This is a genomic window from Fodinibius sp. GM108, assembly GCF_058386985.1.
This window is the reverse complement of sequence record NZ_JBYEIR010000003.1, coordinates 218,709-243,106: the sequence shown is the minus strand read 5'-3', so window position 1 is coordinate 243,106 and position 24,398 is coordinate 218,709. Positions and strand designations below refer to the sequence as shown.

Here is a 24,398-nt window from a genome sequence, read left to right as displayed (position 1 = left end):
TAATCGTATTTTAAATGATGTTGCCGACAATAAATTTAGATACCAATATGATTTATTTTAAAAGTATTATTTCTTTTAAAACTCTTTTTCTAATTCCGCTCATCCTTGCAGCTCAGCCAGATATTTCTCAGCTGGAACGGCAAGCCGATTCGCTTTATCAGCAATATGAAGAAGAGCAAGCCCTCGAGCTTTATCATCAGGTACTTCAGGAGGATCCCAATCATTATGAAGCATTATGGCGTACCAGCTTCTTATATTCCCGGATTGGAAATCGGTTAAAAGATGAAGATGAGCAGGAGGCATATTATAACAGGGGCATCGATTTTGCAGAGCGGGCGCTGGAGGTTGATTCTACGGATGTTCAGTCCAATTTTGTTATGTCTGTGGCGATGGGACGCAAAGCTCTTATATCGGGAGCCCGTGAACGGGTAGCAGCTTCGCGTGATATCAAGAAATATGTTGACCGGGCACTGGAGTATGACAGCACCCATGCGGGTGCATGGCATGTGCTGGGCCGATGGAATTTCAAAATTGCCAATCTAAGCTGGATCGAACGAACGGCAGCTAATACGCTCTTTGGTGGCATCCCAGGTAACGCGAGTAATGAAAAGGCTGCTCAAAACATTGAAAAGGCTATCGAATTAAACGATGAGTATGTGTTGTACTACTACGATTTGGCAACAGTGTATGAAGAAATGGGACGAGATCAGGAGGCTATTGAGACTTGTCAACAAGCACTGGAACTCCCAAATTTAACACCCGATGATGAACAAATAAAAGAAGATTGTCGTCAGCTTATTGATGATTTACAATAGATTAACCCGGATTATTCACCAAGAAGTGCACAGCCCAATTTCGCAGCTGTTCACTTTCCCCAAATTTGAGCAAACCAGTTATTTTATCCAAGCAACAATAATCTCGCATTTTACTATACTTCTTTTATTTTCAAGCTGATCAGAAAAGAGTTACGGCTTATACCCTTTTGATGAAATAAGATCTACAACTAACATTATAGCAGTCCATGTCTCAGAATAATAAAATTAACAAAATTGGTGTGTTAACATCGGGAGGAGATGCTCCCGGAATGAATGCGGCTATTCGTGCGGTTGTGCGGACCTGCGTGTATGAAGGATTAACTCCGTACGGCATTTATCAGGGCTATGACGGTCTTATCAAAGGTAAAATTGAAAAGATGGATGCCAGTTCTGTTAAACATATTATCCATCAGGGCGGTACAATTCTAAAGTCAGCCCGAAGCGAAGCGTTTAAAACCGATGAAGGGATGGAAAAAGCCTGGCAGAATTTGCAAAAATATGATATAGATGCACTGGTTGTTATTGGCGGTGATGGGACCTTTACCGGTGCGATGCGTTTTGATGAAAAATATGACATTCCTATTATCGGCATTCCCGGTACTATTGATAATGATATCTACGGCACAGATTTTACAATAGGGTTTGATACAGCAGTGAATACGGTTGTCGAGGCTGTCGATAAAATTCGTGATACGGCGACGTCTCACAATCGGCTGTTTTTTATTGAAGTAATGGGACGTGATGCTGGTTTCATCGCTGTTTATTCGTCCATTGCAGCCGGTGCTGAAGAGGTGCTGATACCTGAGAAGGATCGTGGTATTGAAAAGCTTTTTGAATCCTTGCATCGAACCTCACAACGGCAGAAATCATCACGACTGGTTATTGTAGCCGAAGGGGATAACAATGGCAGTGTATATGATCTGGAAGAAAAGGTAAAACAGCGATTCGGCGATCGCTATGAAACTAAAGTAACAATTTTAGGACACGTGCAGAGAGGAGGACGTCCCAGCTGCACCGATCGTGTTTTGGCCAGCAGGCTTGGCGTTATTGCAGTAGAAGCATTGAAAGATGGGCGAAGAAACGAAATGGTGGGAATAAAAGATCGTAAAGTACGTTTTACAGATTTTGAAAAAGCTACTAAACAAAATCCCCAAATGGATAAGGAACTGTTACGCGTAGCCGATATAATCTCGATTTGATCTTATTTAAGAGTAGAAGATGTCAGAATTATCACAAAAGGAATCACACCCCGTCTTTACCGAAGAAAAACAATACAAAGCACCAGAGTGGGCGAAAGGGATTATCTGGTACCAAATATTTCCGGAACGATTCCGAAATGGTGATCCGAACAACGATCCTACCCGCGAACGGGTAGACGGACCCGAAGGTTGGGAACTGTCTCCATGGACAGGCGACTGGTATGAACAGGCAGAGTGGGAAAAATCTTTGGGTTCAACCTTTCGCAGTGGAGTATTCAAAAGGCGCTACGGTGGAGATTTGCAGGGTATTATTGATAAACTGGATTATTTGCAGGAGCTGGGTGTCGGCGGAATATATCTGAATCCTGTTTTTGACGCTGTTTCACTTCACAAATACGATTCCAGCTGTTATCATCATGTGGATCGCTTTTTTGGTCCTGACCCCGATGGCGATGTTGAAATTATGAGGAAGGAAGACCCCCGTGATCCCTCTACCTGGCAGTGGACATCAGCTGATAAGCTTTTGCTAGAGCTGATTGATGAAGTACATCAGCGGGATATGAGGATAATACTCGATGGCGTTTTTAATCACACCGGGACTGACTTTTGGGCATTTCGTGATCTTGAGCAGAAACAGCAAGAATCAGAATATAAAGATTGGTATGCGGTAAAAACCTTTCGCAACTCTGAAAATGGAGAATCTAAATTCGACTACCATAGTTGGTGGGGTGTGAAAAGTCTGCCTGAACTCAAGGAAGTGGAGGGAACGCTGGTGGAACCGGTCCGAGAGCATATCTTTGCTATCACGAAGCGATGGATGGATCCAGACGGTGATGGAGATCCTTCGGATGGCATCGACGGCTGGCGACTTGACGTGCCTGATATGGTTGGTAAAAAATTTTGGAAAGAGTGGTGCTCGCTGGTCCGCCAAATTAATCCTGATGCTTATACTGTTGGAGAGATCTGGACAACAAAAGCTAAAGAGTGGATCAATGGCAAACTTTTTACCGCAACTATGAATTACCCATTTTTAAAGGCGGTCCAGAAATATATGATCGATCAGACAATTACTCCGTCTGAGTTTATGCATTGGTTGCGATCGATCAGAGATACCTTACCAGAGGGAGCTGAACATGTGCAGCAAAACTTGTTGGAAAGTCATGATACACCACGATTGGCTTCGATGATTATTAATCCGCACCGGGAGTTTGATACCAGAACAACACCCGAAGAGGGATTTAATGTTCGCAAACCCAATGCCGATGAACGTCGTCTGCAACGTCTGATTGCCCTTTTACAGTATACCTACGTAGGAGCGCCCATGCTGTACTACGGCACCGAGGCGGGAATGTGGGGCGCCGACGATCCCGATGATCGGAAGCCTATGCTCTGGAAAGAATACAATTATGAGCCCGAGCAACATCATCCCCAGGGTAAAGAACGTCCCGTTGATGAAAATACGTTTGATGAACAGTTGTTTAACTGGTATAAAAAGCTGGGTCGTATTCGAAATCAGTATAAGGCATTGCAAACTGGATACCTGCAGGAGATGTTGATCCAAAATGATCAAAACATTCTTGCATTTGCCCGGGTGTTGAATAATCAAATGTTTTGCCTGGTTGCCTTAAATTGTTCTGATGATTCCCAAAGATTTCGTATTCCGCTGATGGAATTAGAAATTACAGAAGATAAACATCTGGAAAATTTGATTACCGGCAGCCGGGTAAAGATTGATGATCATCATCATGTCTTTATAACGTTACCGCCGGTTTCCGGAGCTATAATAGCTCCTAAGAGAAAGTAAGTATGCGAATAGACCCTAAATATTTTAACACCTTTTTGGTGATTGTTGCCGTTATTGCTGCAATACTTATCGCCCTATTTACTTATAGTAACAGGACAGCCGAGCGATCGGATTTTCAACAGCGCATGTTTTCGCAGGATTCTCTTCAAACAATGTGGTTTCCAAAAATACAGGAAGATGACAGCCTGAGGGTACAAGATTTTGAGGGACAGTTTGTTGTGCTCGATTTTTGGTCCGACTGGTCAGATGTCTCGCAAGAATCCCACAGACAACTGGCTCACATCAAGAATCAATATTCTGATAGGCTACAGGTAATTGCTGCATCAGTAAATGTGCTTCATTCAGATGTTAGGTCTTATATGCAGGAACATCAGTTTCCGTTTCAGTTTGTAGAGGGATCCCAACACTTTTCTGACTTTAACATGCCGGGACTTCCGGCACAGATGATGTATAATCCCGATGGAAAGCTCGAACATGTTTTTTTGGGATATCCTGACGACACCCAATATGATAGCCTGAAAGTACTTCTTAGCAATGAGTAGTAGCAGCCATATCATTTTTGACGGAAAGATTGTTGCGGCCGACATCCCGATTGTACCAGCATTATCCCGCGGATTGATGTATGGCGACGGCGTATTTGAGACGCTCCGCATTTATAATTCACAGACCCTTTTTTTATCTGAACACCTTGAGCGACTTTCACGAGGCTTAGATGTTTTGGGGATACCAACACCGGACGGACTAGAGATTAATAACCTTCGGGGATTGATATCCAAGCTGCTTGAACAACAGCAGCTTATTCAGGAGGATGCGATTGTCCGGCTGCAGGTGTGGCGGGACGGTGGACGTGGTTATCTGCCAAATGAGGATTCTCAATCGCATTTTTCGATTACCGCTTCAGCGTGTCCCGATAGCTTTAAACATCCTACATTGATGACTGTGGATTTGCAGCGCATTCCGTCGCAATCTATGCCCGCAGATGTGAAGTTCACCAACGGTATCAATTACATTCTGGCATCCCGCGAGGCTGCTGAAAAGGGAGGAGATGATGCCGTGATGACTACGATAAATGGATCGGTATCTGAGACAACGATAGCGAATATTTTCTGGATAAAAGATCAGGCAGTATTTACGCCATCTGTAGATTGTGATATCCTGCCGGGTATTACGCGTGATATTTTAATTCAGCTGATCAATGATCATAAGAATTGGGAGCTTTGGGAGGGACGATTTTCACTAGAAGATTTGTTTCATGCTGATACGGTATGGATTTGCAATTCGGTCCGCGAGCTGCTGCCGGTCAAAAAAGTTGATAGTTACTCATTTAATGTTCAACATGAACTATTGAAGAACTTGAAGGCTCGTTTTCATCAGTTTAAAGAAGCAAACCTGCAATCGCTGGATAAGTAAATGGTTATTAACCTTGAAGAACTGACGAGATTTTTTTGTGAAAGAGGGACCGTCATTTTGTTGGAATCACAATCTGATGAACATCCCTGGTCACGTAAATCATATTTGGCGGCCCAACCTCAAGCTGTGATTAAAGCAAGGGATCATCGTATTTCCATTTGGGATAGGGGAGAGAAGATTCAAATGTCAGGAGATCCCTGGTCGGCATTGCAGCAGTTTTATTCGGAACAACAGGGATGGCTGTTCGGATATTTGGGATACGATCTGAAAAATCATATTGAGGATCTGAGCTCCGCCAATCGAGACGAGATCAAAGCACCTGACCTTTATTTTATGAATCCCGGTTTTTTGCTGGAATTGGATCATAACACCAATGAGGTGCAAGTTTTGCGAGGTGATTTGCCCGATGGTTATGCAGGTAATGACCTTTCAGAAAGTGAGGGTACTTTTAATCTGCAAAATTTTAGGTCAACGTCAACAGAAGAAGATTATTTAGCACGTATCCGCCGTGCACAACATGAAATAGCAGAAGGGGATTATTATGAAATAAACATTTCACACCAGATGAAGGGAGACTTTGATGGAAATCCACTGGCACTCTATCATCAGATGAAAAAAGTAGGTCCCGTGCCGTTTGGAGCTTTTATCTATACCCATGACTGGACCGTCTGTTGTCAGTCACCGGAGCGATTTCTGCGGAAGGAGGGAGACACTGTTTTTTCCCAGCCTATAAAGGGAACCGCCGAACGCAGTGATGATCAGGGAATTGATCAGGAATTGAAAGAACAGCTGTTATCATCAGCGAAAGAACGAGCCGAAAACCTGATGATTGTTGACTTGGTCCGCAATGATTTAAGCCGTATAGCTAAACCCGGGACTGTAAATGTGCCTCAGCTATTTAGCGTAGAATCGTTCGGCACAGTGCATCAAATGGTCTCAACAATAAAGGCACAGGCTAATGTCGAAGATCCGGTAATCATCCTTAAAGCATGTTTTCCTATGGGATCGATGACCGGGGCACCTAAGGTAAGTGCCATGAAAGCGATAGAGAAGCTCGAGAACTATCGCCGCGGAATTTATTCAGGTGCCATCGGTTATATCACAAAGGGTGGAGATTTCGATTTTAACGTTGTTATTCGCACTGCAATTATACAGCAAGATCAGTTATACTATTCAGTGGGAGGGGCTATTACCAGTGATTCGGATCCTCAAAAAGAGTGGCAGGAGACGCAGGTAAAAGCACGGGCGTTAGTTAAGGCATTTCAAGGTGAGGAAATATCACTGAAAGAGTAATTCTCTCAAATAATCTGTGCAGCTCTTTGTTTCCTCTGCGAATCTTTGTGGAATAATTATAGCTATTTAATCAAGATTGTACTGTAGTTGACGTGGAAAAATGTAAGGGCTTACATTTCGCATCTTTTTTAGATATATTCTTTTAAAATAATTAAAAAAGGATTTGTCAATTGGCTGGAAATACTATTTATGACATTGCAAAGAAAGCGGGAGTAAGTATAGCTACGGTCTCGCGGGTGATGAATAAAAGTGAAGGGATAACCGACAAAACCCGGGAAAAAGTATTAAAAGTAGCTGATGAGTTGGGATATCATCCCCAGGCATATGCACAGGGGCTGGCCCGTAAGAAGAAGAATATCATTATGGTCGTGGTCCCGGTACTTTCCAACTATTTTTTCATGGAAGTACTGGCCGGTATTCAGGATGAAATATCCAATTATAATTACGACTTGAACATTTTTAATATTCAGAGCAATGGCGATGACAAGATGTTTTCTCAGGCAGAAAATATCATCAAGCGCCAATGGGCTGATGGGTATCTGTTTATTTCCACTCATTTGCGTGATCATCAGTTAGAGAAATTGCAGCATTACGATATGCCGATAACCCTCATTGACGAATCTTATTCCAAACTGGATTCGGTGAGTGTGAATAATGAGGAAGGTATTGACAAGGTTATGCAGTATTTCCTCGACAGAGGATTGAAACGCATTGGTTTGATAAGTGCACTAAAAACATCCAAGCCCGGAGAGCAGCGTATCAAAGGTTATAAAAAGGCTCTGCAAGAGGCAGGTGTCCCAATCGATGAAGAACTTATGGTAACGGGGGACTCTTTGTATCGGGATGGATTTTCGGAAAAGAACGGATATGAAGCCATGAATAAGCTTCTGAAATTATCTAAGCCGCCGGAAGCCTGTTTTTGTGCTTCTGATATTCAGGCAGTGGGAGCTCTCAAGGCGATGGAAGAGAAAGGGATACAAATCCCGATTATTGGGTATGATGATATTACTATCTCCAAATACATCGGTTTGTCAACGATTCGTCAGCCCATGTACGATATGGGATCATTTGCCACTAAGAAACTTATTGACCGTATGAATAATCCCGATCATCAACCGACCCAGAAGATATTTTCGCCGGAATTGATACTCCGTTCTACAACAAATATTCCCCCTTCCAAAGGGGGTTAGGGGGATTTAGTCTGCTGTTGTAATCGACAAAAAATGCTTCAAAAGGAGTAATTTGTGCTGGATCTTAACTAATATGAAAAAGATTTGACTTTGTGTCACATCCCCCTTGCTTCGGGCAACCCCCGAAGCTCCCCCCTTCGAAGGGGGAAGTATTGCTGAAATTAAGATTATGAGTTATATAAAATACCACCCGAAATTAAAAGAACGCGCTCGGGAGCTGCGGAAAAATAGCACACCCTCGGAGATCGCACTTTGGAAATCTTTACGAGCGGGAAATATGCATGGTTATAAATTTAACCGACAGAAACCTTTAGATAAATTTATCGTCGATTTTTATTGCCGCGAATTAAAACTCATAATTGAAATTGACGGAGACAGTCATGATGGAAAACAGAAATATGACGAAAAGCGCCAGCTAAGGTTAGAATCTCTTGGTTGTACGTTTATTCGTTTTTACGATCACGATGTAATGAAGCACATCGAAGGCGTCTTACAAAAAATTGAAGAAATGATACTGAAATTGGAAAAAGACAAGAAGATTCCCCCTTCCAAAGGGGGTTAGGGGGATTTAACCCAAGTTGTAACCGGCAATAAATATGAAAGTTGGTGCAAAAAAAGACATCCCCTACACCTCCTTCAAAGGAGGAACAGGTGCTGGCTTTTATCGCGGTGGGTTGGTTATACAAAGATGCAACAGATGAAAAAGCACAGCTGAATTCATCTCCCGAAGAATGTTTTGAAAATAATTTAAACTCAAATGAAAAACGAGCAATGAAAAATTCTACGTTGGCAAAGATAAATAACCCCTTTCTGTTACTTTTGCTATTCGTTCTGACAGCGGGGTGGGGGTGTACAGTTTCAGAAGGTGGTGGAGCAGAAACAGATGCCGCCGCTCAGATTGAGCATCCCGAATGGTCAAAAAGTGCGAATATGTATGAGGTGAATATACGTCAATATACCGAAGAAGGGACATTTAAAGCCTTTCAGGAACACTTACCTCGTCTCAAAGATATGGGCGTCGATATTTTGTGGCTGATGCCTATTCATCCTATCGGAGAAGAGAAGCGTAAAGGAGAGTTGGGGAGCTATTATTCTATTAAGGATTATACGGAGGTGAATCCTCATTTTGGGACGATGGAGGAATTTAAAGAGCTGGTTGAAGCCACACATGAGCATGACATGAAGCTTTTTCTGGATTGGGTACCGAACCATACGGCGTGGGATCATCCTTGGGTCAATGAGTATCCGGAGTATTATATGAAAGATTCTACGGGTGCGATTACATACGAAGCCGACTGGACGGATATAGCACAGCTGGATTACAGCAACAAAGAGCTTTGGGACAAGATGATTGACCGCATGAAATTTTGGATCGAAGAAGCAAATGTTGACGGCTATCGCGTTGATCATGCCGGACATGACATTCCGTTGGAATTCTGGAAGGAAGCAATTCCTGAGGTTAATAAATCGAAAGAAGATTTTTTCTGGCTGGCCGAGTGGAACACGCCGGAGATGCATCCGTGGTTTGATGCGACATATACCTGGGAGTATTTTCATATGACGACTGAAATAGCCGAGGGGAATGTCCCGCTGAGTGAAATTACACAATATATGGCTGAACAGGATTCGCTATTTCCTGACCATGCATACAGATTGTACTTTACTTCGAACCACGATGAAAATTCCTGGAATGGGACAGATGAAGAGTTGTTTGGCGATAACTTCGAGAATTTTGCGGTGATGGCAGCTACAATCGATGGAATGCCGCTGGTGTACAGCGGACAAGAAGACGGGCTCGATAAACAGCTTGAATTTTTTGAGCGTGATCCCATTGAGTGGGATGACTATGAGTACGAATCGTTTTACAAAACTCTTTTTGAGCTAAAAGATCGCAACGAAGCTCTATGGAACGGTCAGTACGGCGGTGATTTTCGGGCTATTGATGTGGAGCCGGCGGAAGACGTTTATGCCTATAAGCGGATAAAAGGAGACAGTGAAGTTATGGTGATCCTTAATTTTTCTGATAAAACCCGTACAGTAATATTTCCGGATATGGATGAGTCAACAATATATACAAACGTTTTTGATCCAGAAAACAGCATCGAGATACCAACAAACAATTTAGAATTAGCACCACATACCTATCTGGTAATGGAAAAATGATGGCAAATTGCTCAACGGAATATATAAAAGCCAAAAAATGAATTCTTCATGAAAAAACAGACGGAAAAACCTAAGCTCAGCTTTTGGGAAATCTGGAATATGAGTTTTGGATTTCTCGGCATCCAGTTCGGCTTTGCCCTTCAAAATGCGAATGTCAGTCGTATCTTTGAAACGCTCGGCGCCAATATCGATAATATTCCAATTCTGTGGATTGCTGCCCCAGTCACTGGTCTGGTGGTGCAGCCGATCGTGGGACATTTGAGTGATCGTACCTGGAACAGTCTGGGTCGACGCAGACCTTATTTTTTAGTGGGTGCTATTTTCGCTTCGCTGGCTCTCATTATTATGCCAAATTCACCCGTTCTCTGGGTGGCTGCCGGTATGCTCTGGATTATGGATGCGTCTATTAATATATCGATGGAGCCATTCAGGGCGTTTGTTGGTGATATGCTTCCTGCCGATCAACATACCAAAGGCTTTGCTATGCAAACCTTCTTTATCGGTACGGGAGCGGTGATTGCTTCGGCCTTGCCGTATATTATGACTAACTGGATTGGCTTGGCAAATACAGCGCCTGCTGGAGAGATTCCACCCGCGGTTAAATGGTCGTTTTATATTGGAGGCATTACATTCCTGGGGTCCGTACTGTGGACAGTTTTAAAAACGGAGGAGTATCCACCGGATCAACTCGAAAAATTTTCTGAAGAAGAACCGGGAAGCGAATCAACATTGCTTGATGCTGCCAAAGAAAGTAAGGCCAGGGGAAATGCAAAACGGAAGTTTACCGCTGCATCCGTTTTAATATTAATTGGACTGGCATTGACCTACTATATTTACGGTGCCGATTTTGAAAAAGAGCTCTACATCTTTAGCTTGGGAGTAGCCATATTTGGGTTGGTGATGGGGATTGCCGGCATCATGCAAAAAATAGGCAATGAAGAACACGGTTTAGTTGTTGTTGTCTCGGATTTTCTGGGGATGCCCAAAACAATGGTTCAGCTGTCGGCCGTGCAGTTTTTCTCGTGGTTTGCACTTTTTGCCATGTGGATATATACCACGGCTGCCGTCACTTCACATATTTATGGAACAAGTGACACCACATCAGTGATGTATAACGAGGGCGCTGACTGGGTCGGTATTCTCTTCGCAATTTATAACGGATTTGCGGCCGTTATAGCTTTTGCACTGCCTTACTTTGCGAAACTATCGAGTCGTAAAATTGTACATGCAGTGGCACTGCTTATTGGCGGTGTGAGTCTGGCAGGAATCTATTTTATCAGCAATCCTATGATGCTTATTCTGCCAATGCTAGGCATCGGTATTGCCTGGGGCAGTATTTTGGCAATGCCGTATGCTATCTTATCGGGAGCAATTCCGGCCCAGAAAATGGGAGTGTATATGGGTTTGTTTAACTTCTTCATTGTCATTCCTCAAATTGTGGCAGCCAGCATCCTGGGTACGATGCTTCGCAACTTCTTCGGAGGCGAAGCAATCTACGCTCTTATCACTGGCGGTGTTGCCATGGGCATAGCCGCCTTCATGATGGTATTTGTGGATGATAAAGCCCAGGAGGCCCAAGAAGAGACAGCCGAAGTAGCTGTGTAGTAATAGCTCTGACTTTACTTTTAAATTCTCGTTCCGTACCTCTGGTGCGGGACGGAGAATAAAAATCTTTCAGATGAATTGGCCTGGGTACCTGACAGCATTCTACGTTGTTAGTTTCGTTACATGCGGACGCTATAGGGTTTCATCTCGTTCCGATGCTCTGCGTCGGAACAGCAAAATAATCGCGCTTTAGTTCTGGCATGGGTCCACATTGTTCCGTACTAATATCAATAGCGCGGGAATTAATTCCCGCGCTAAGCACAATTAACCTTTCCAAAGTTCGAAACTTGGAAAGTTTTATCTATTACTCCAATTCCAGGATGAGCGATGATCTGGCAGGTATTTCCAGGTTATCCACCGAGTAAGTTTCACCAGTGATAACATCAGTGCCTTTGCTGTAGCCATCGAGTCGCTCGTAATAATGATCCGAATTCAGGATGACGGACTCTTCATTTTTGTTGAGAATAACCATTACGGACTCTTCATCGGTGTATCGGAAATAGACGTAAGTACCATTACCTTGCGGGGCGTATTGCATCAGTTTTCCGCTGTGGATAACGGGATTATCTTTCCGCCAGTTAAGCAGCTTTTTAACAAAGTCCTGCGCTTCCTTTTTCTTACTTGATAGTCCCTGACCAGTAAAGGCATTAACATCATCTGAAGTCCAGCCACCGGGAAAATCTTCTCGTATGTCACCGTGATCGTGCTCTTTTTTATTGCTCATGAGGATCTCCGTGCCGTAGTAAAACTGCGGTATCCCCCGCATCGTCATGATGTAGGTTAGCCCCATCTTGTATAGATCGTAATCGTTGTTAACCTGACGATAAAAGCGGTCCATATCATGATTGTCGGGAAAGATCACCATATTAAACGGATCGGCGTAGGCATAATCAAAGCTCAATGTCTCGTAAAGATTAGCAAAACCGCTTCCCCAGTCCTCCTCACTGGTAAGGGCATCAACAAGGGAAGTCTGGATAGGGAAATCCATCAGGCTGGGCAGACAAGAGCTGAAGTCAGTAGGTATATCGCTGCCGCGTTGCCATTTGGCTATTACCAAAGGATCAACCGACCATTCTTCGCCCACGATATTAAAGTTGGGATATTCTTGCATTACACGACAGATCCATTTCTCGGTAAATTCCTGTCCGGGATATGGGTGCGTATCGTGACGAACGCCGTTGAGATCGGCGTATTCAATCCACCAGATGCTGTTGTAAATCAGGTAGTCAGCCAGCAGGGGATTATCCTGATTCAGATCCGGCATTGTCCGCACAAACCAGCCGTCGGTAAAACGCTTTTTGTCAATATCCGAAGCATATGGATCATGAAGAGTAGTGCGGCGGTGTGTGGTCTCTTGATACTCATCGGGATGATGTACCCAGTCTGATGTCGGCAGATCGTCCATCCACCAGTGGTTAGACCCTGAATGATTCATGATCTGATCCATGATAAGCTTGATCCCGCGCTTTTCGGCTTCTTTGCTGAGCTTTTTGTACAGTTCATTGCTGCCGAAACGGGGATCTATTTTATAATAATCGGTAGAGGCATAACCGTGATAGGAGGATTCTTCCATGGCATTTTCAAGTACCGGGTTAAGCCAGATTGCCGTAAATCCCATCTCCTCGATATAATCCAGATGATCAATGATGCCCTGAATGTCGCCACCGTGACGTCCGTAATCATCTTCTCTGTCCAGCCCATCTTCATACTCCGGCAACTCATCGTTGCCGGGATTTCCATTGGCAAAGCGGTCAGGAGTGATGAGGTATATGACGTCGGAGGAGTTAAATCCTTCACGATTCGCGGAGCCTTGTTCACGCTCTTTAAGCTCGTAAGCATAACTCAATACCTGCTGGCCATCGTTGGTGAGCGAGATCTCCATTTTGCCGGCCTCGGCATTGCGCGAAATATCCAGATACAGAAACAGATAGTTGTCATTTTCAACTTTTTGAATCCGCTTAATGTTAACCCCTGCATAATCAATTTGAGGAGTAAGGTTGCCGATATTATCTCCGTAGATCATAACCTGTAATTCAGGATTTTCCATCCCGATCCACCAGTGTAATGGTTCTACACGATCAATTTCGTAGTCTTGGGCACTGACAGAGGCTGTAAATAAGAATACCAGAACAAAGAATAATTTTAATGAGCGATAAAAGAGTTTCATGTTGTTTGGGTTTGATTAAGAAATCTGGACTAATTGAGGGATTACTACTATTAAATTATCTCCTGTATGTCATGCTGAACCCTGTCCTGAACCCCGACAACAGTCGGGACAGGCTTGCTTCAGGATCTCATCAGCATCTGTTGCAGTAAAAGGTAAATGCAACAGACCCCTGAAATGAATTCAGGGTGACACTCAGTTTTTTAATATTTTTAATTCATTCATTTAATCAGCATCATTTTCCTGGATTTAAACTCTGATCCGGCTTCAACCCGGTATAGATATAATCCACTTGAAAGTCCTGAAGCATCAAAACGAATCTCACCTTCACCCGCCGGTTGTTCTCCCAGCTCTTGTTGCGTCACCCTGCGTCCGAGCACATCATATACCTGCAGCCGTACTTCGGCCGGTTCCGGTAATTCATAGGGAATCATGGTCGTGGGATTAAAAGGATTGGGATAATTTTGATGAAGGACAAGCTCTGAAACTTCTTCATCGCCGTCGGGTTCACCGGTACCGCCGGTAAGCAGATCACTCTCAGGGGCTTCAAACTTTTCCGTCGTATAGAGACGGAACTCCCCGGCATTTAGCGGGATTGTGGTATCGGCATTAGTAATATCTAGAGTATTGCCCGTAAAAAATTCATACCAATGGCCGGTTTGATCAAACTCAGGTTGGACATGATCATCATCTTTCACTCCGAAATTACCTACAATAGTTACTTCCATTTCCGGATGACTAAGAGTAATTCGCTTTGTAGCATTTTCAAGATCCAGGTTGACGTCAGACTCTTCGGATGTAAATGCTGGATGAGAATTCCTCAGCCGAAGGAGTGCTTTATAGGTGTCGTATAATTTCCTTCGCTCATCATTTTCATAATAGTCCCAGCGGATCGGTTTTGGTGACAATCTGCAATCATCATTGATACTCCCATCTTCACACAGGTTTATGCTTTTGTTATAGCCGAGCTCTCCGAACTGCCAGATCATCTTTGGTCCGGGTAGAGTAAAGAAGAATGCCGCCGCCATCTTGTTTCTGTTCAGAGCCGTGGAGAGATTGGTAATATCGTAACTGCCATAGCTGTTGCCATATTCCAGATTGCGATACATCAGCCGCTCCTCATCATGACTCTCCATATATCCCAACAGATGAGCATTATTCCATCCGCGGGAAGAGTAGGAGACACTGGAAAAGTCGCTGTCTCCATTATTGTGATATCCCATGGTAGCTTCATTGTAGCTGTGATTGGCGTTGCCCCACAGCATCATCCCGTAGTCAGACAGTTCCTGTTCTTCGCTGTTCGCCGTTAGATGTTCAAGGATTACGTACGATGAATCATCAACAACCCACTGCCGGTCGGCCATGCGTTTCAGGATTCTGATGCGGTCGTTGTCGTACTGCCAGCCGTCACCCGGATTCTGCGTAAAGCCTTTGGTGAAATCGAAACGAAAACCGTCGGCATTGAACTCTTCCAACCAGTACTGGGTAACGCGATCCACATAATATTGTGTGGGTTGAGATTCGTGATTGAAGTCATATCCCCAAGAATAGGTCTGGTTGGGCGACTCTACGTTCAGATACGGATTTTCACTCGTTGGCCGTCCGTACTCACCCTCATTCCAAAGCCGCACCAGGGGCGATTGACCATAGACATGGTTCAGAACGATATCCAGAATAACTGCAATATTTCGGGAGTGAGCCTCATCAATAAACTTCTTTAGGTCCTCGGTCGGACCGTAGTACTTATCAGTAGCAAACAAAAAGGAGGGATTATAGCCCCAGCTGTTGTTGCCCTCGAATTCCATGACCGGCATCAGCTCAATTGCATTCACCCCAAGGCCTTCAAGGTAATCGAGCGTATCGGTAAGAGTCTCATAGTTGTGATCATCCACAAAATCGCGGATCAGTAGCTCGTACACAACCAATTCTTCATTTTCCGGGCGGTCGTAGCTGGTGTGCTGCCATTCGTATGATTCTTTGCCCGGCTCCAGGACACCCACAATCTGCTCTTGTCCCTCGGGATAAGGTTTGAGATTCGGATAAGTATCTTCGGGAATTTCATGATCATTAAAAGGATCCAGCACCTTCTCGGAATAAGGATCAGCAATACGAACTTCGCCGTCTACGAAATATTGAAACGCATATTCTTGCCCGGGAGAAAGACCGTCGATCTCGATCCAGTAATAGCTGCTGTCGGCATTGACCGTCTCGCGATTCATATAATAATCGGGATCGATCTGCCAGCTATTGAAATCACCGAGTAAGTACACAAATTCTTTATGAGGGGCGAATAACGAAAGGCGGACCGTCGAATCATCAACGTAGGTAATACCATCCTGTAAACCCTGCGGTCGATCTTGCTCGACGATATCAGGATTTATAACCAGTTGCTGCGTGGCCTCATCACTATTTTCGCCCTCTGTACCTTCCAATCTGATTGTATAGTTGCCTTCATTTTGCGGAGTATATTTGTATTCAAGTGTATCATCGCTAACCTGCGCCACTTGCTGTTCACCTATAGAAAGGGTTAGCTCAACATCTGAACTTTCCGATGAGGCAATTCCCTCAATTGTAACGGTATTGTTTCTTTCGTAAAAGGAGGGGTCTTTGGTGGGTTGAATAATTTTTACATTAAACTGATCCTGATACACCTCCGCAAAGATATCTTCGCCGCCCTCGGCTTTACCTTCACGTGAGCCGTCATTGTTGCGAAAGACAAAAGCCATCTGCTCAATGGTTTCACTATCGGGAACGCCGTAGAATTCTCTTATTGAGGGATCTATGTCCAGCCTGTACATATTGTCTTCACCATCAACAGGCTCCATCTTGGCTTTTTCGGTATTTTCATTCCAGTCGGCGATTACATATTTCCAGTCGGAACCATCAGCACTCTCATCTGTTATAACCCCGGTATGAGCATAGATATCTCCGTTGTAATCTTCTAACCCTCCTGTACCTTCCTTAGCATCGAAAAAGATAGTAACGGCTTTATCGGCAGTGGGGAATTCAGGATCGGTGGAAACAACCTGAGCATACACTGCGGGAAGAAAACCCAGAAAGAGAAGTATAACTGAGAAAAAACGCTTCATAAGCCAGCATTCTGAAAGTAATTATAAAACCCACTCACCAAGTGATGAGTGGGTTATGAAATATAGAATTTGCCAAAAGCTAGTTTTGCGTAATATTATAGGTGTATGGATTTGCGCTGAGATCTAGTTCAATGGTGTAGTTGCCATCGGAATCGATGGGAATATTAGCACCATCTTGCTGTAGCGTACCATTTCCTTCATTATCGCCATAATTAATGTTCCAGGCATCGTTGGCTCGGAACTTCATTTCTCCGGCCACCAAATCAGTAGTTATTGTCCAGACTTTCTCATCGGGATCGTAAGTCATGTCTTGGTCAGCATCCCAACCACCAGCCGTAGCATTACCGATAATACCCCATGTTGTATTGAGGAGTTCATAGGTCAGACTGTTGAGGTCAATATTCATCTTATAATAGCCACTTTCTTCGGCAACGATATTATTACCGGGAGATTCCAGCTCACCATCGGTACCGCTGGTTCCCCAGTCGCCGTTCGCCCAGTTACGTTCAGCTGTAAATTTAAATTGGCTATTGGCATTAGCGATATAGACATATCCCTCATATTGATCCTGGTCGTTTATTGTAGCAAGGGCAGGGGCATCGGCCGGAGACCAATCACCGCCATAACCACTTGATGACTGATAACCACCGGGAACATAAATTTCGGGACAGTATGCACAGGTAGAATATGCGGTAATATTCAATGTAACAGGATCAGATACTTGCTCTTCTACCGAGTCTGCTACGGATGCAATGACCCGGAAATCCATTGCTAACTCTTCTCCAAAAGGATAATCCGCACCAAGGATAATACCGTTCATTTCACCGACTGTTACGGAAAATGAAGTGGTGTTGACTGTCGCGATTTCAATGGGATCCTCAAAATTGTGAGTGGTAGAATCCATTTGGATCGTATAGTCCGGAGCTGAAGAAAATCCGTAGTCAGGCTCTGTCCATTCCATCGTAAACAGCTTCTCATCAGCTTCCTCTTCAGAAAGGGTATAGCTTTGTCCCTCTTCAGGAGTATTGATGGAGGGAGTCCCGGGATTAGAACTCATAACCGGTCCCGGTTGACCTTCATCACAGGATGCCAAGGCAAAGATGCCGATGACCGTCAAAAGTATCAGTTTGTAATTCTTCATAACACTAGATTTTAAAATTGTTATTCAAAATATACGGTTTATTAATAACCGTTATTCTGAGTCAAGTTGGTGTTTGAGTTTATTTCAGAAGCTGGAATAGGGAAGACGCTGTAGAAATCCTGCGTCGATGATCCTTCTTGTTCACCACCTTTATACGCCCAGACATAGTCAGAATTTGTAAATACTCCGTGACGGATTAGGTCTGTACGTCTGTGACCTTCCCAGTAGAGCTCGCGGGCCCGTTCGTCTATAATAAAATCTGCTGTTAAATCTGAGCTTGTAATATTGCCGGAATTGTCGCCGTAGGCTCGTTCTCGGAGATCATTAATGAGAGATACCGCTTTTGAAGCATCGCCGCCGCCACCCCGCGCATGAGCTTCAGCATACATGAGGTAAGCATCAGCTAAACGAAACATCGGGAAGTCGGTATCCGGAAATTCAGGTACCGGGCCGGGTTGACCGTCAGAGGTGATATTTTTCCATTTTGTGACAGCATAACCATTGGTGAAATCAGTTATTTGATCGATCTCCAGGGATTGTCCGTCGGTATAGAACATCGCCCGTGCGTCATTATCTGTATCAAACTTGTCTACAAATTGTGGTGTAACCCTGTGACCTTCCCAGCCACCGTCAACTCCGAAGTCGGAAGCGCTCATACTTCCTCCAATAGCAGCATGTATGATAAAGCTGGTCCCACCATACGTTTTGGTGTTATCACCGTCAAAGGTGATAGGGAATATTATGCCGTCGGCGGTATGGTTGTCCGCAAGAAAAAGATGTTCATAGTTTTCTTCGAGCGTATAACCACCGTCTTCAATTACCTTATCTGCATATGTGAGGGCATCGGAGTAGCGGTCTTCACCGATATAAACTTCTGCATTGAGATAAAGTTTAGCGAGTAGCATCCAGGCGGCAGCCTTATCGGCGCGGCCGTATTCATTCTGACCCGGATCGACTAATTCGCCTTCAATTTTATTTTCCGGCAGCTCTCCAATAATATCCAGCAGTTCACTTTCTATATAAGAGAATAGCTCTTGACTGCTAATTGGTTCAGGAAGATAGGCACCGACTCCGTCTTCTTCCGTGACAAAGGGAACTCCGCCGCCGTACAGATCCAGAGCGTGCCAGTAACTTAAGGCTCTGAGAAATCGAGCTTCCGCTTGATACGTTTGCACGGTTGAATTATCGTTGCCTTCCGCATTACGGATGAATTCATTGGTAAGGGCAATTTCATAGAAAATTCGGCTGTACATTCCCATCACAAAATCGTTTGAAGCTCCCCAGCTCTGAAAGTTATAGTCGGGTAGCCCCGGATCTGTCCAGCCAACGACTGCTTCGTCCGTCGGTATTTCCTGGGAAACCCAGTACATTCGAACATAGCTCGAAAATCCCTCATCAATACCTTGGATATCGGGATTACCGGCAGGCCCTTGTTGACCTGTGGCAGCAAATCCAGCATACAGTTTGGCCAACACCTGTCGAAAATCTTCGGGTGTTTCGTAAACCGCCTCAGAAGTTACAACATCATCATCAAGCGGACTGGTATTTAAATCATCAGTACACGAAGTGATAGCAAACATTGCCAGAACAGCAACTGCTGCTATCGGTATAAATCTAAGTTTGTTGGTATACATAATGTTCTGTTTTAAAAAATTTCAGTTAAAGATTGAGGTTCAATCCCAGTACAAAAGTCCGGGGGCGGGGGTAGAGTTCATTATCAATACCACCGAACACTTCAGGATCGAGTCCGCTGTAATTGGTAACTACAAAAGCATTTTGAACCGTGGCTGACACTCTGACTGATCTAACTTGATCGAATAAATTGTTGAGTGTGTATCCAACCGATATGTTATCCATGCGGAGGAAAGAGGCATTTTCCACGTAATAATCAGAATGGAATTGAGCATTGTGGAAATTGGTTTCTTTGATTAATGCAGGAGCATTACGGATATACTGACCATATTGCATATCACTATAAAAGCCATTATTTGAGGCTACATTATTATATACATAATTACCCAGGTTGGCTCTTGCAGAAAACGAAGCATCCCAGTTTTGATATTCAAAACGGGAAGAAAGTCCCAGCTCATAATCCGGACTAGGGCTTTCATGCCGATACTTGTCATCCTCATTAATTACCCCGTCATCGTTCCGATCAACATACAATCCTTCAATGGGTTCGCCATCTTCATTGTAAACTTGCTCGTAAACGTAGAATGAACTACGTGGATGATCGACGCTGTGTATCTGTATCGTGTTGCCAACTCCACCGGCAATACCACCTGTTTCAACACCGATGTAATCAGGATCATCGACATTTGTTAGCTTCGTAATTTCATCAACGTTGTGGGCAGCATTGAAACTAACTTCCCAGTAGGCGTCTTCGGTAGAGATCGGACGCCCGGTAACGTTGAACTCGATTCCTCTTACTTCAAGTGTACCTACATTTGATAAGATCCGGTTTGTGAAGTTAGTACCTGCCGAAACCGGAATTACATTTAGTAAATCGTTGGTTTCGCGATAATATCCTTCAAAAGAGCCAGTAATCCGCTCATTGAACAGGCCATAATCCAACCCAATGTTGTAGGTTGTGGTTTCCTCCCATTTAAGATTGGCGTTATAGCCTTCAGGACGGAGTGTTGTTACAAACTCATCTCCAAATTGATAACGGGCATTGGGTTCACTATATGTATACGTTCCTAAATAGGGATAATCTCCCTGATTTATCCGCTGCTGACCAGTAACACCGTATCCAACACGAAACTTAAGCTGGTCAAGATTATCTAAACCTGATAGGAACGGCTCTTCATGCATTTTCCATGCTAGTGCAGCGGAAGGGAAGAGGCCCCACCGGTTATCTTCAGAAAATCTTGAAGTACCATCCTGCCGCAAGGTTGCGGTAAGCAGGTATTTATTCTTAAAAGTGTAATTCATACGACCAAAAAATGATACGATGTAATGTTCGGTCTCATAATCTGTGTCTTGGTCGACCACCAATGTATCGGATCGGTTAAAATTTGTCTCATATTCCGATCCTTTTGAATAGTGATGCTCCCAGGAATATCCCGCTGTAAAATCAACCTCACTATCGATAGAAGCATAATCCTCACTGTAATTGAGATAGAAATCCAGCAGTTCATTCTCCTTATCTTGCGTATAATCTCTTTTGACACCGGAAGCATCCGTTCCGTCATATGCAAATGCTGCATTTGAGGGTACTTCATAAGTACCGTCACCAACACTTGAATAATCATACCCCAAATTTAGATTCGCATTCACATTTGGAATGAAAGGGACGGCATAATCTAACTTAATATTACCTATAGAACGGTAAACGGTTGATTCATCATTGGTCTGTTCCAACAGAGCAACGGGATTATCAGGAGCAATAGGAATTGGATTGCCTGAATTATCGGTCCATGTATAATATCCGCCGTAAGGAGCGTTTTCGTCATCAACTGTGACCGGTTTGGTCGGATCAAAGCGTATGGCTGTACCGATAGCACCCTGATTGGCAAACTGATTATTAACCTGCATACCCTTGATGTTCAAGTCTACTTGCAGGGCATCATCAAAAAGAGAGGGGGTTACATTAATAGTACCGGTAAGTCGGTCCAAATGCGAAGTTCGGAGGATTCCCTCGTTACCCACATATCCCAGAGAAAGGCGATAGGGGATATCATTGTATGCCCCGGTAAAACTCAGATTATGTTCCTGGCTAAATGCATTTTCATAAATTTGATCCTGCCAATCGGTATTGGCATCTCCCATAAGCTGTGTGCCATCTTGCCCAAAGCGCTCTTCAATCACATTTCGGAACTCATCTGCAGACAGAAGTTCTAATTCCTTGGCTTTGGTTTGATATGATGCTTTACCAGTATAGTTAACCTCAAGCTGCTGTCCTACTTGTCCTTTTTTGGTTTCGATTAAAATAACGCCGTTTGATGCTCGGGAACCATAGATGGCCGTTGCAGAAGCATCTTTTAAAATCGATACAGATGCAATATCATTGGGATTGATGGAATTAAGCGGATCTCTCATTCCCGATATATCTTCGCCATCCATTGGGATTCCATCAATGACATAAAGAGGATCGTTACTTGCTGACAGGGAAGATCCGCCCCGAATGCGAATTGTTGCCCCACTTCCTGGTGCTCCGTCGTTAGAAGTTACAGATACTCCAGCTGTTTTACCCTGGAAAAGCTCTTGAGGTGATGTTATTGCTCCTTCATTAAAATCACTGGAATTTATAGCCGTTACAGATCCTGTATTATCACCAACCTCTTGCGTGCCATATCCGATAACGACAACGTCTTCAAGCATTTGAACGTCTGGAGACATGCTTACATCGATGTTGGTTCTTCCTTCAATAGGAATTTCTTGCTGCAGGTACCCCACATAAGAAAAGACGAGAGTAACGTCGTCAGATGGTAGTTGAATGGAATAGTTTCCATCGATATCGGTAGATGTACCCAGGTTAGAATTTTCTTGTACTGTGATGTTAACTCCGGGTAGCGAATCACCCGTTTCGGCATCGGTCACTGTTCCGGAAACAGTAACTTGGGCCCACCCGGGTAACGCCAATCCCAGTATAAGACATGAGACTAGTAGTAGCTTTTTGATAGATATCATAGAATTAAGTTTAAGATTTGATAAATAAACTTCTGCTTTTGAAGTAGATTTCAGTAAGCCGTTTTTTCACCTTTGCTGTAAAGAAAGCGCTTACATTTTTGAATAAAAATAAAGGCGATTTACTGTTAAGTAGATGAAAGCGCTTTCATTACTCGAATAATTAACAATTTATCTTTTAATATTCAAGGTCTATTCTAACAGCTGTTTAAGCCTACTTTTTGAAAGTAAAAATTGGCTATAATGAAGAGTACCGGTGTTACTTAGAACCTTGTACAAGATGAAATGATTGTCGATGTTATTAGGTTATCAAGTTAAAAAGGATGAACCAAGAAATTCTTATATGGATCAACGGCACGAAAAGATTAAAACGCTGGGTGAACTAAAAGAATCAGAATGGGAATCGGTTTCGGTAAAAGAGGAGATCCGCCAAAATTTGATCCGGAAGATTAAGAGGAATGAAACACTCTTTCCCGATATCATTGGTTATGATAAATCGGTGATACCGCAGTTACAGCATGCATTACTGGCAAAACATGACATTATCTTGCTGGGCCTGCGCGGACAAGCCAAGACGAAGATTCTGCGCCAGCTTGTTTCACTGCTGGATGAATATATGCCTGTGATAGAAGGCTCCGAAATAAATGATGATCCCTTTAATCCCGTGTCCAAACAAGCGCGGGAACTGGTGGAAGAAAAAGGGGATGATACACCTATCCAATGGATTCATCGAAGTGAACGATACGGCGAAAAACTTGCCACTCCCGATACGGCTGTCGCCGATCTGATCGGTGATATTGATCCCATCAAAGCAGCTGCACAAAAGCTAACACTGGCCGACGAGAATGTCATTAATTTTGGACTGGTGCCCCGGACGAATCGCGGCATTTTTGCAATCAATGAGTTGCCCGATTTACAGCCGCGTATTCAGGTGGCACTGTTGAATATCATGCAGGAACGTGACATACAGATTCGGGGCTTTAATGTGCGAATTCCACTTGATGTGGCGATGGTGTTTTCTGCAAATCCCGAAGATTATACCAATCGGGGCAGTATTATTACACCGCTGAAAGATCGTATTGACTCACAGATTTTAACACACTATCCGCGCGAGCTTGAAACAGGTATGAAAATTACCCAGCAGGAGGCGTGGATTTCTCGGAATGGAGAGGTGGATGTTGTTGTCCCGAAGATTCTTGAAGAACTGCTTGAAGAGATGGCGTTTGAAGCTCGTGAATCAGAGTATATAGATCAGAAGAGCGGTGTATCCACCCGAATGACAATCACGGCCATGGAACAGCTTATATCGGCAGCTGAGCGTCGGGCGTTGCTTAACGGGGAAAAGCAAACCACGGCTCGTATAACTGATATCTTTCATATGATTCCTGCACTTACCGGTAAGCTGGAACTGGTTTATGAAGGAGAACAAGAGGGCGTTTTGAATGTGGCTAAGCATATCATAGGCAAAGCGATTAAAAAAACGTTTGGCAAGTATTTTCCCGATCCCGAGCAACAGAAGAAACAAGATGATGACAATATCTATAAGCCTGTTCTTGATTGGTTTGCCAATGGAAATACGCTGGATTTAACTGATAGTTTATCGCAAAAAGAATATGAAAGAACATTGACACAAGTGGACGGCTTGGCAGATGTGGTTGATGCTGAACTTGATGTATCGGATAAAACGAAATTCGTAATGATGGATTTTGTAATTGAAGGTCTGCATCAGCATTCGATGGTCGGCAAAGAAGATGTAGATGATGTGCGTTCCTATTCTGATATGCTTGGAAGCATGCTTGGCTCGATGGATGATTTTGACGATTTCGAGGATTTTGATTAATGATTTTCATTGCAAATAGAGATGCAATGCCTTATCTTTACCCATCTAAAAATTAG

At 43.7% G+C, this 24,398-nt stretch carries 16 protein-coding genes; 11 read left to right on the top strand and 5 right to left on the bottom strand.

The annotated features are described in order from the left end of the window. Positions 1–47: 47 nt before the first annotated feature. The 10 genes from ACT3ID_RS06965 (at position 48) to ACT3ID_RS06920 (ending at position 11,479) form a co-directional block, all read left to right on the top strand. A complete protein-coding gene (locus ACT3ID_RS06965; RefSeq protein WP_491541282.1) occupies positions 48–815 on the top strand; it encodes a tetratricopeptide repeat protein in 768 nt (255 codons plus the stop codon). Positions 816–1,021: 206 nt separating this feature from the next. Continuing rightward, positions 1,022–2,014: a 6-phosphofructokinase gene (pfkA, locus tag ACT3ID_RS06960; protein ID WP_491541281.1), complete on the top strand. Its 993-nt coding sequence runs from the start codon at positions 1,022–1,024 to the stop codon at positions 2,012–2,014. A gap of 19 nt (positions 2,015–2,033) precedes the next feature. Beyond that, on the top strand, positions 2,034–3,818 hold the full coding sequence (locus ACT3ID_RS06955; protein WP_491541280.1) for a glycoside hydrolase family 13 protein: 1,785 nt from the start codon (positions 2,034–2,036) through the stop codon (positions 3,816–3,818). Between the two features lie 2 nt (positions 3,819–3,820). Next, positions 3,821–4,360 (top strand): peroxiredoxin family protein, encoded by a 540-nt coding sequence (locus ACT3ID_RS06950; RefSeq protein ID WP_491541279.1) that lies wholly within the window; start codon positions 3,821–3,823, stop codon positions 4,358–4,360. Further along, the gene (locus ACT3ID_RS06945) at positions 4,353–5,228 is read left to right on the top strand and encodes an aminotransferase class IV (RefSeq protein WP_491541278.1); all 876 of its coding nucleotides are present in this window, start codon (positions 4,353–4,355) and stop codon (positions 5,226–5,228) included. The genes ACT3ID_RS06950 and ACT3ID_RS06945 overlap by 8 nt, the downstream gene beginning before the upstream one ends. Positions 5,229–5,288: 60 nt before the next feature. Then, positions 5,289–6,521, top strand: a complete 1,233-nt coding sequence (gene pabB / locus ACT3ID_RS06940; RefSeq protein WP_491541277.1) for an aminodeoxychorismate synthase component I — start codon at positions 5,289–5,291, stop codon at positions 6,519–6,521. A gap of 170 nt (positions 6,522–6,691) precedes the next feature. After that, positions 6,692–7,711, top strand: a complete 1,020-nt coding sequence (locus ACT3ID_RS06935; RefSeq protein ID WP_491541276.1) for a LacI family DNA-binding transcriptional regulator — start codon at positions 6,692–6,694, stop codon at positions 7,709–7,711. Between the two features lie 169 nt (positions 7,712–7,880). Beyond that, positions 7,881–8,273, top strand: a complete 393-nt coding sequence (locus ACT3ID_RS06930; protein ID WP_491541275.1) for an endonuclease domain-containing protein — start codon at positions 7,881–7,883, stop codon at positions 8,271–8,273. A 44-nt stretch (positions 8,274–8,317) separates the two neighbouring features. Beyond that, positions 8,318–9,874, top strand: coding sequence for an alpha-amylase family glycosyl hydrolase (locus ACT3ID_RS06925; RefSeq protein ID WP_491541274.1), 1,557 nt, complete (start codon positions 8,318–8,320; stop codon positions 9,872–9,874). Positions 9,875–9,922: 48 nt separating this feature from the next. Beyond that, positions 9,923–11,479 (top strand): MFS transporter, encoded by a 1,557-nt coding sequence (locus ACT3ID_RS06920; RefSeq protein WP_491541273.1) that lies wholly within the window; start codon positions 9,923–9,925, stop codon positions 11,477–11,479. Positions 11,480–11,783: 304 nt separating this feature from the next. Here ACT3ID_RS06920 and ACT3ID_RS06915 read toward each other — a convergent pair whose 3' ends face one another. From ACT3ID_RS06915 to ACT3ID_RS06895, 5 genes are all read right to left on the bottom strand, one after another. Further along, the gene (locus ACT3ID_RS06915) at positions 11,784–13,646 is read right to left on the bottom strand and encodes a glycoside hydrolase family 13 protein (RefSeq protein ID WP_491541272.1); all 1,863 of its coding nucleotides are present in this window, start codon (positions 13,644–13,646) and stop codon (positions 11,784–11,786) included. Between the two features lie 218 nt (positions 13,647–13,864). After that, positions 13,865–16,732, bottom strand: a complete 2,868-nt coding sequence (locus tag ACT3ID_RS06910) for an alpha-amylase family glycosyl hydrolase (RefSeq protein WP_491541271.1) — start codon at positions 16,730–16,732, stop codon at positions 13,865–13,867. Positions 16,733–16,811: 79 nt separating this feature from the next. Beyond that, positions 16,812–17,873 (bottom strand): SusE domain-containing protein, encoded by a 1,062-nt coding sequence (locus tag ACT3ID_RS06905; RefSeq protein ID WP_491541270.1) that lies wholly within the window; start codon positions 17,871–17,873, stop codon positions 16,812–16,814. Positions 17,874–17,914: 41 nt separating this feature from the next. Continuing rightward, positions 17,915–19,507 (bottom strand): RagB/SusD family nutrient uptake outer membrane protein, encoded by a 1,593-nt coding sequence (locus tag ACT3ID_RS06900; RefSeq protein WP_491541269.1) that lies wholly within the window; start codon positions 19,505–19,507, stop codon positions 17,915–17,917. A 25-nt stretch (positions 19,508–19,532) separates the two neighbouring features. Continuing rightward, the gene (locus ACT3ID_RS06895) at positions 19,533–22,505 is read right to left on the bottom strand and encodes a SusC/RagA family TonB-linked outer membrane protein (protein ID WP_491541268.1); all 2,973 of its coding nucleotides are present in this window, start codon (positions 22,503–22,505) and stop codon (positions 19,533–19,535) included. A 340-nt stretch (positions 22,506–22,845) separates the two neighbouring features. Between ACT3ID_RS06895 and ACT3ID_RS06890 the strand changes: the two genes are divergently transcribed. Next, positions 22,846–24,342, top strand: a complete 1,497-nt coding sequence (locus ACT3ID_RS06890) for a sigma 54-interacting transcriptional regulator (protein WP_491541267.1) — start codon at positions 22,846–22,848, stop codon at positions 24,340–24,342. The last annotated feature ends 56 nt before the right edge of the window (positions 24,343–24,398 follow it).

Coding starts and splice junctions, on each gene's coding strand:
- ACT3ID_RS06965 (WP_491541282.1), top strand. CDS start 48: ATGATTTATTTTAAAAGTATTATTTCTTTTAAAACTCTTTTTCTAATT.
- pfkA (WP_491541281.1), top strand. CDS start 1,022: ATGTCTCAGAATAATAAAATTAACAAAATTGGTGTGTTAACATCGGGA.
- ACT3ID_RS06955 (WP_491541280.1), top strand. CDS start 2,034: ATGTCAGAATTATCACAAAAGGAATCACACCCCGTCTTTACCGAAGAA.
- ACT3ID_RS06950 (WP_491541279.1), top strand. CDS start 3,821: ATGCGAATAGACCCTAAATATTTTAACACCTTTTTGGTGATTGTTGCC.
- ACT3ID_RS06945 (WP_491541278.1), top strand. CDS start 4,353: ATGAGTAGTAGCAGCCATATCATTTTTGACGGAAAGATTGTTGCGGCC.
- ACT3ID_RS06930 (WP_491541275.1), top strand. CDS start 7,881: ATGAGTTATATAAAATACCACCCGAAATTAAAAGAACGCGCTCGGGAG.
- ACT3ID_RS06920 (WP_491541273.1), top strand. CDS start 9,923: ATGAAAAAACAGACGGAAAAACCTAAGCTCAGCTTTTGGGAAATCTGG.
- ACT3ID_RS06915 (WP_491541272.1), bottom strand. CDS start 13,646: ATGAAACTCTTTTATCGCTCATTAAAATTATTCTTTGTTCTGGTATTC.
- ACT3ID_RS06910 (WP_491541271.1), bottom strand. CDS start 16,732: ATGAAGCGTTTTTTCTCAGTTATACTTCTCTTTCTGGGTTTTCTTCCC.
- ACT3ID_RS06905 (WP_491541270.1), bottom strand. CDS start 17,873: ATGAAGAATTACAAACTGATACTTTTGACGGTCATCGGCATCTTTGCC.
- ACT3ID_RS06900 (WP_491541269.1), bottom strand. CDS start 19,507: ATGTATACCAACAAACTTAGATTTATACCGATAGCAGCAGTTGCTGTT.
- ACT3ID_RS06895 (WP_491541268.1), bottom strand. CDS start 22,505: ATGATATCTATCAAAAAGCTACTACTAGTCTCATGTCTTATACTGGGA.
- ACT3ID_RS06890 (WP_491541267.1), top strand. CDS start 22,846: ATGGATCAACGGCACGAAAAGATTAAAACGCTGGGTGAACTAAAAGAA.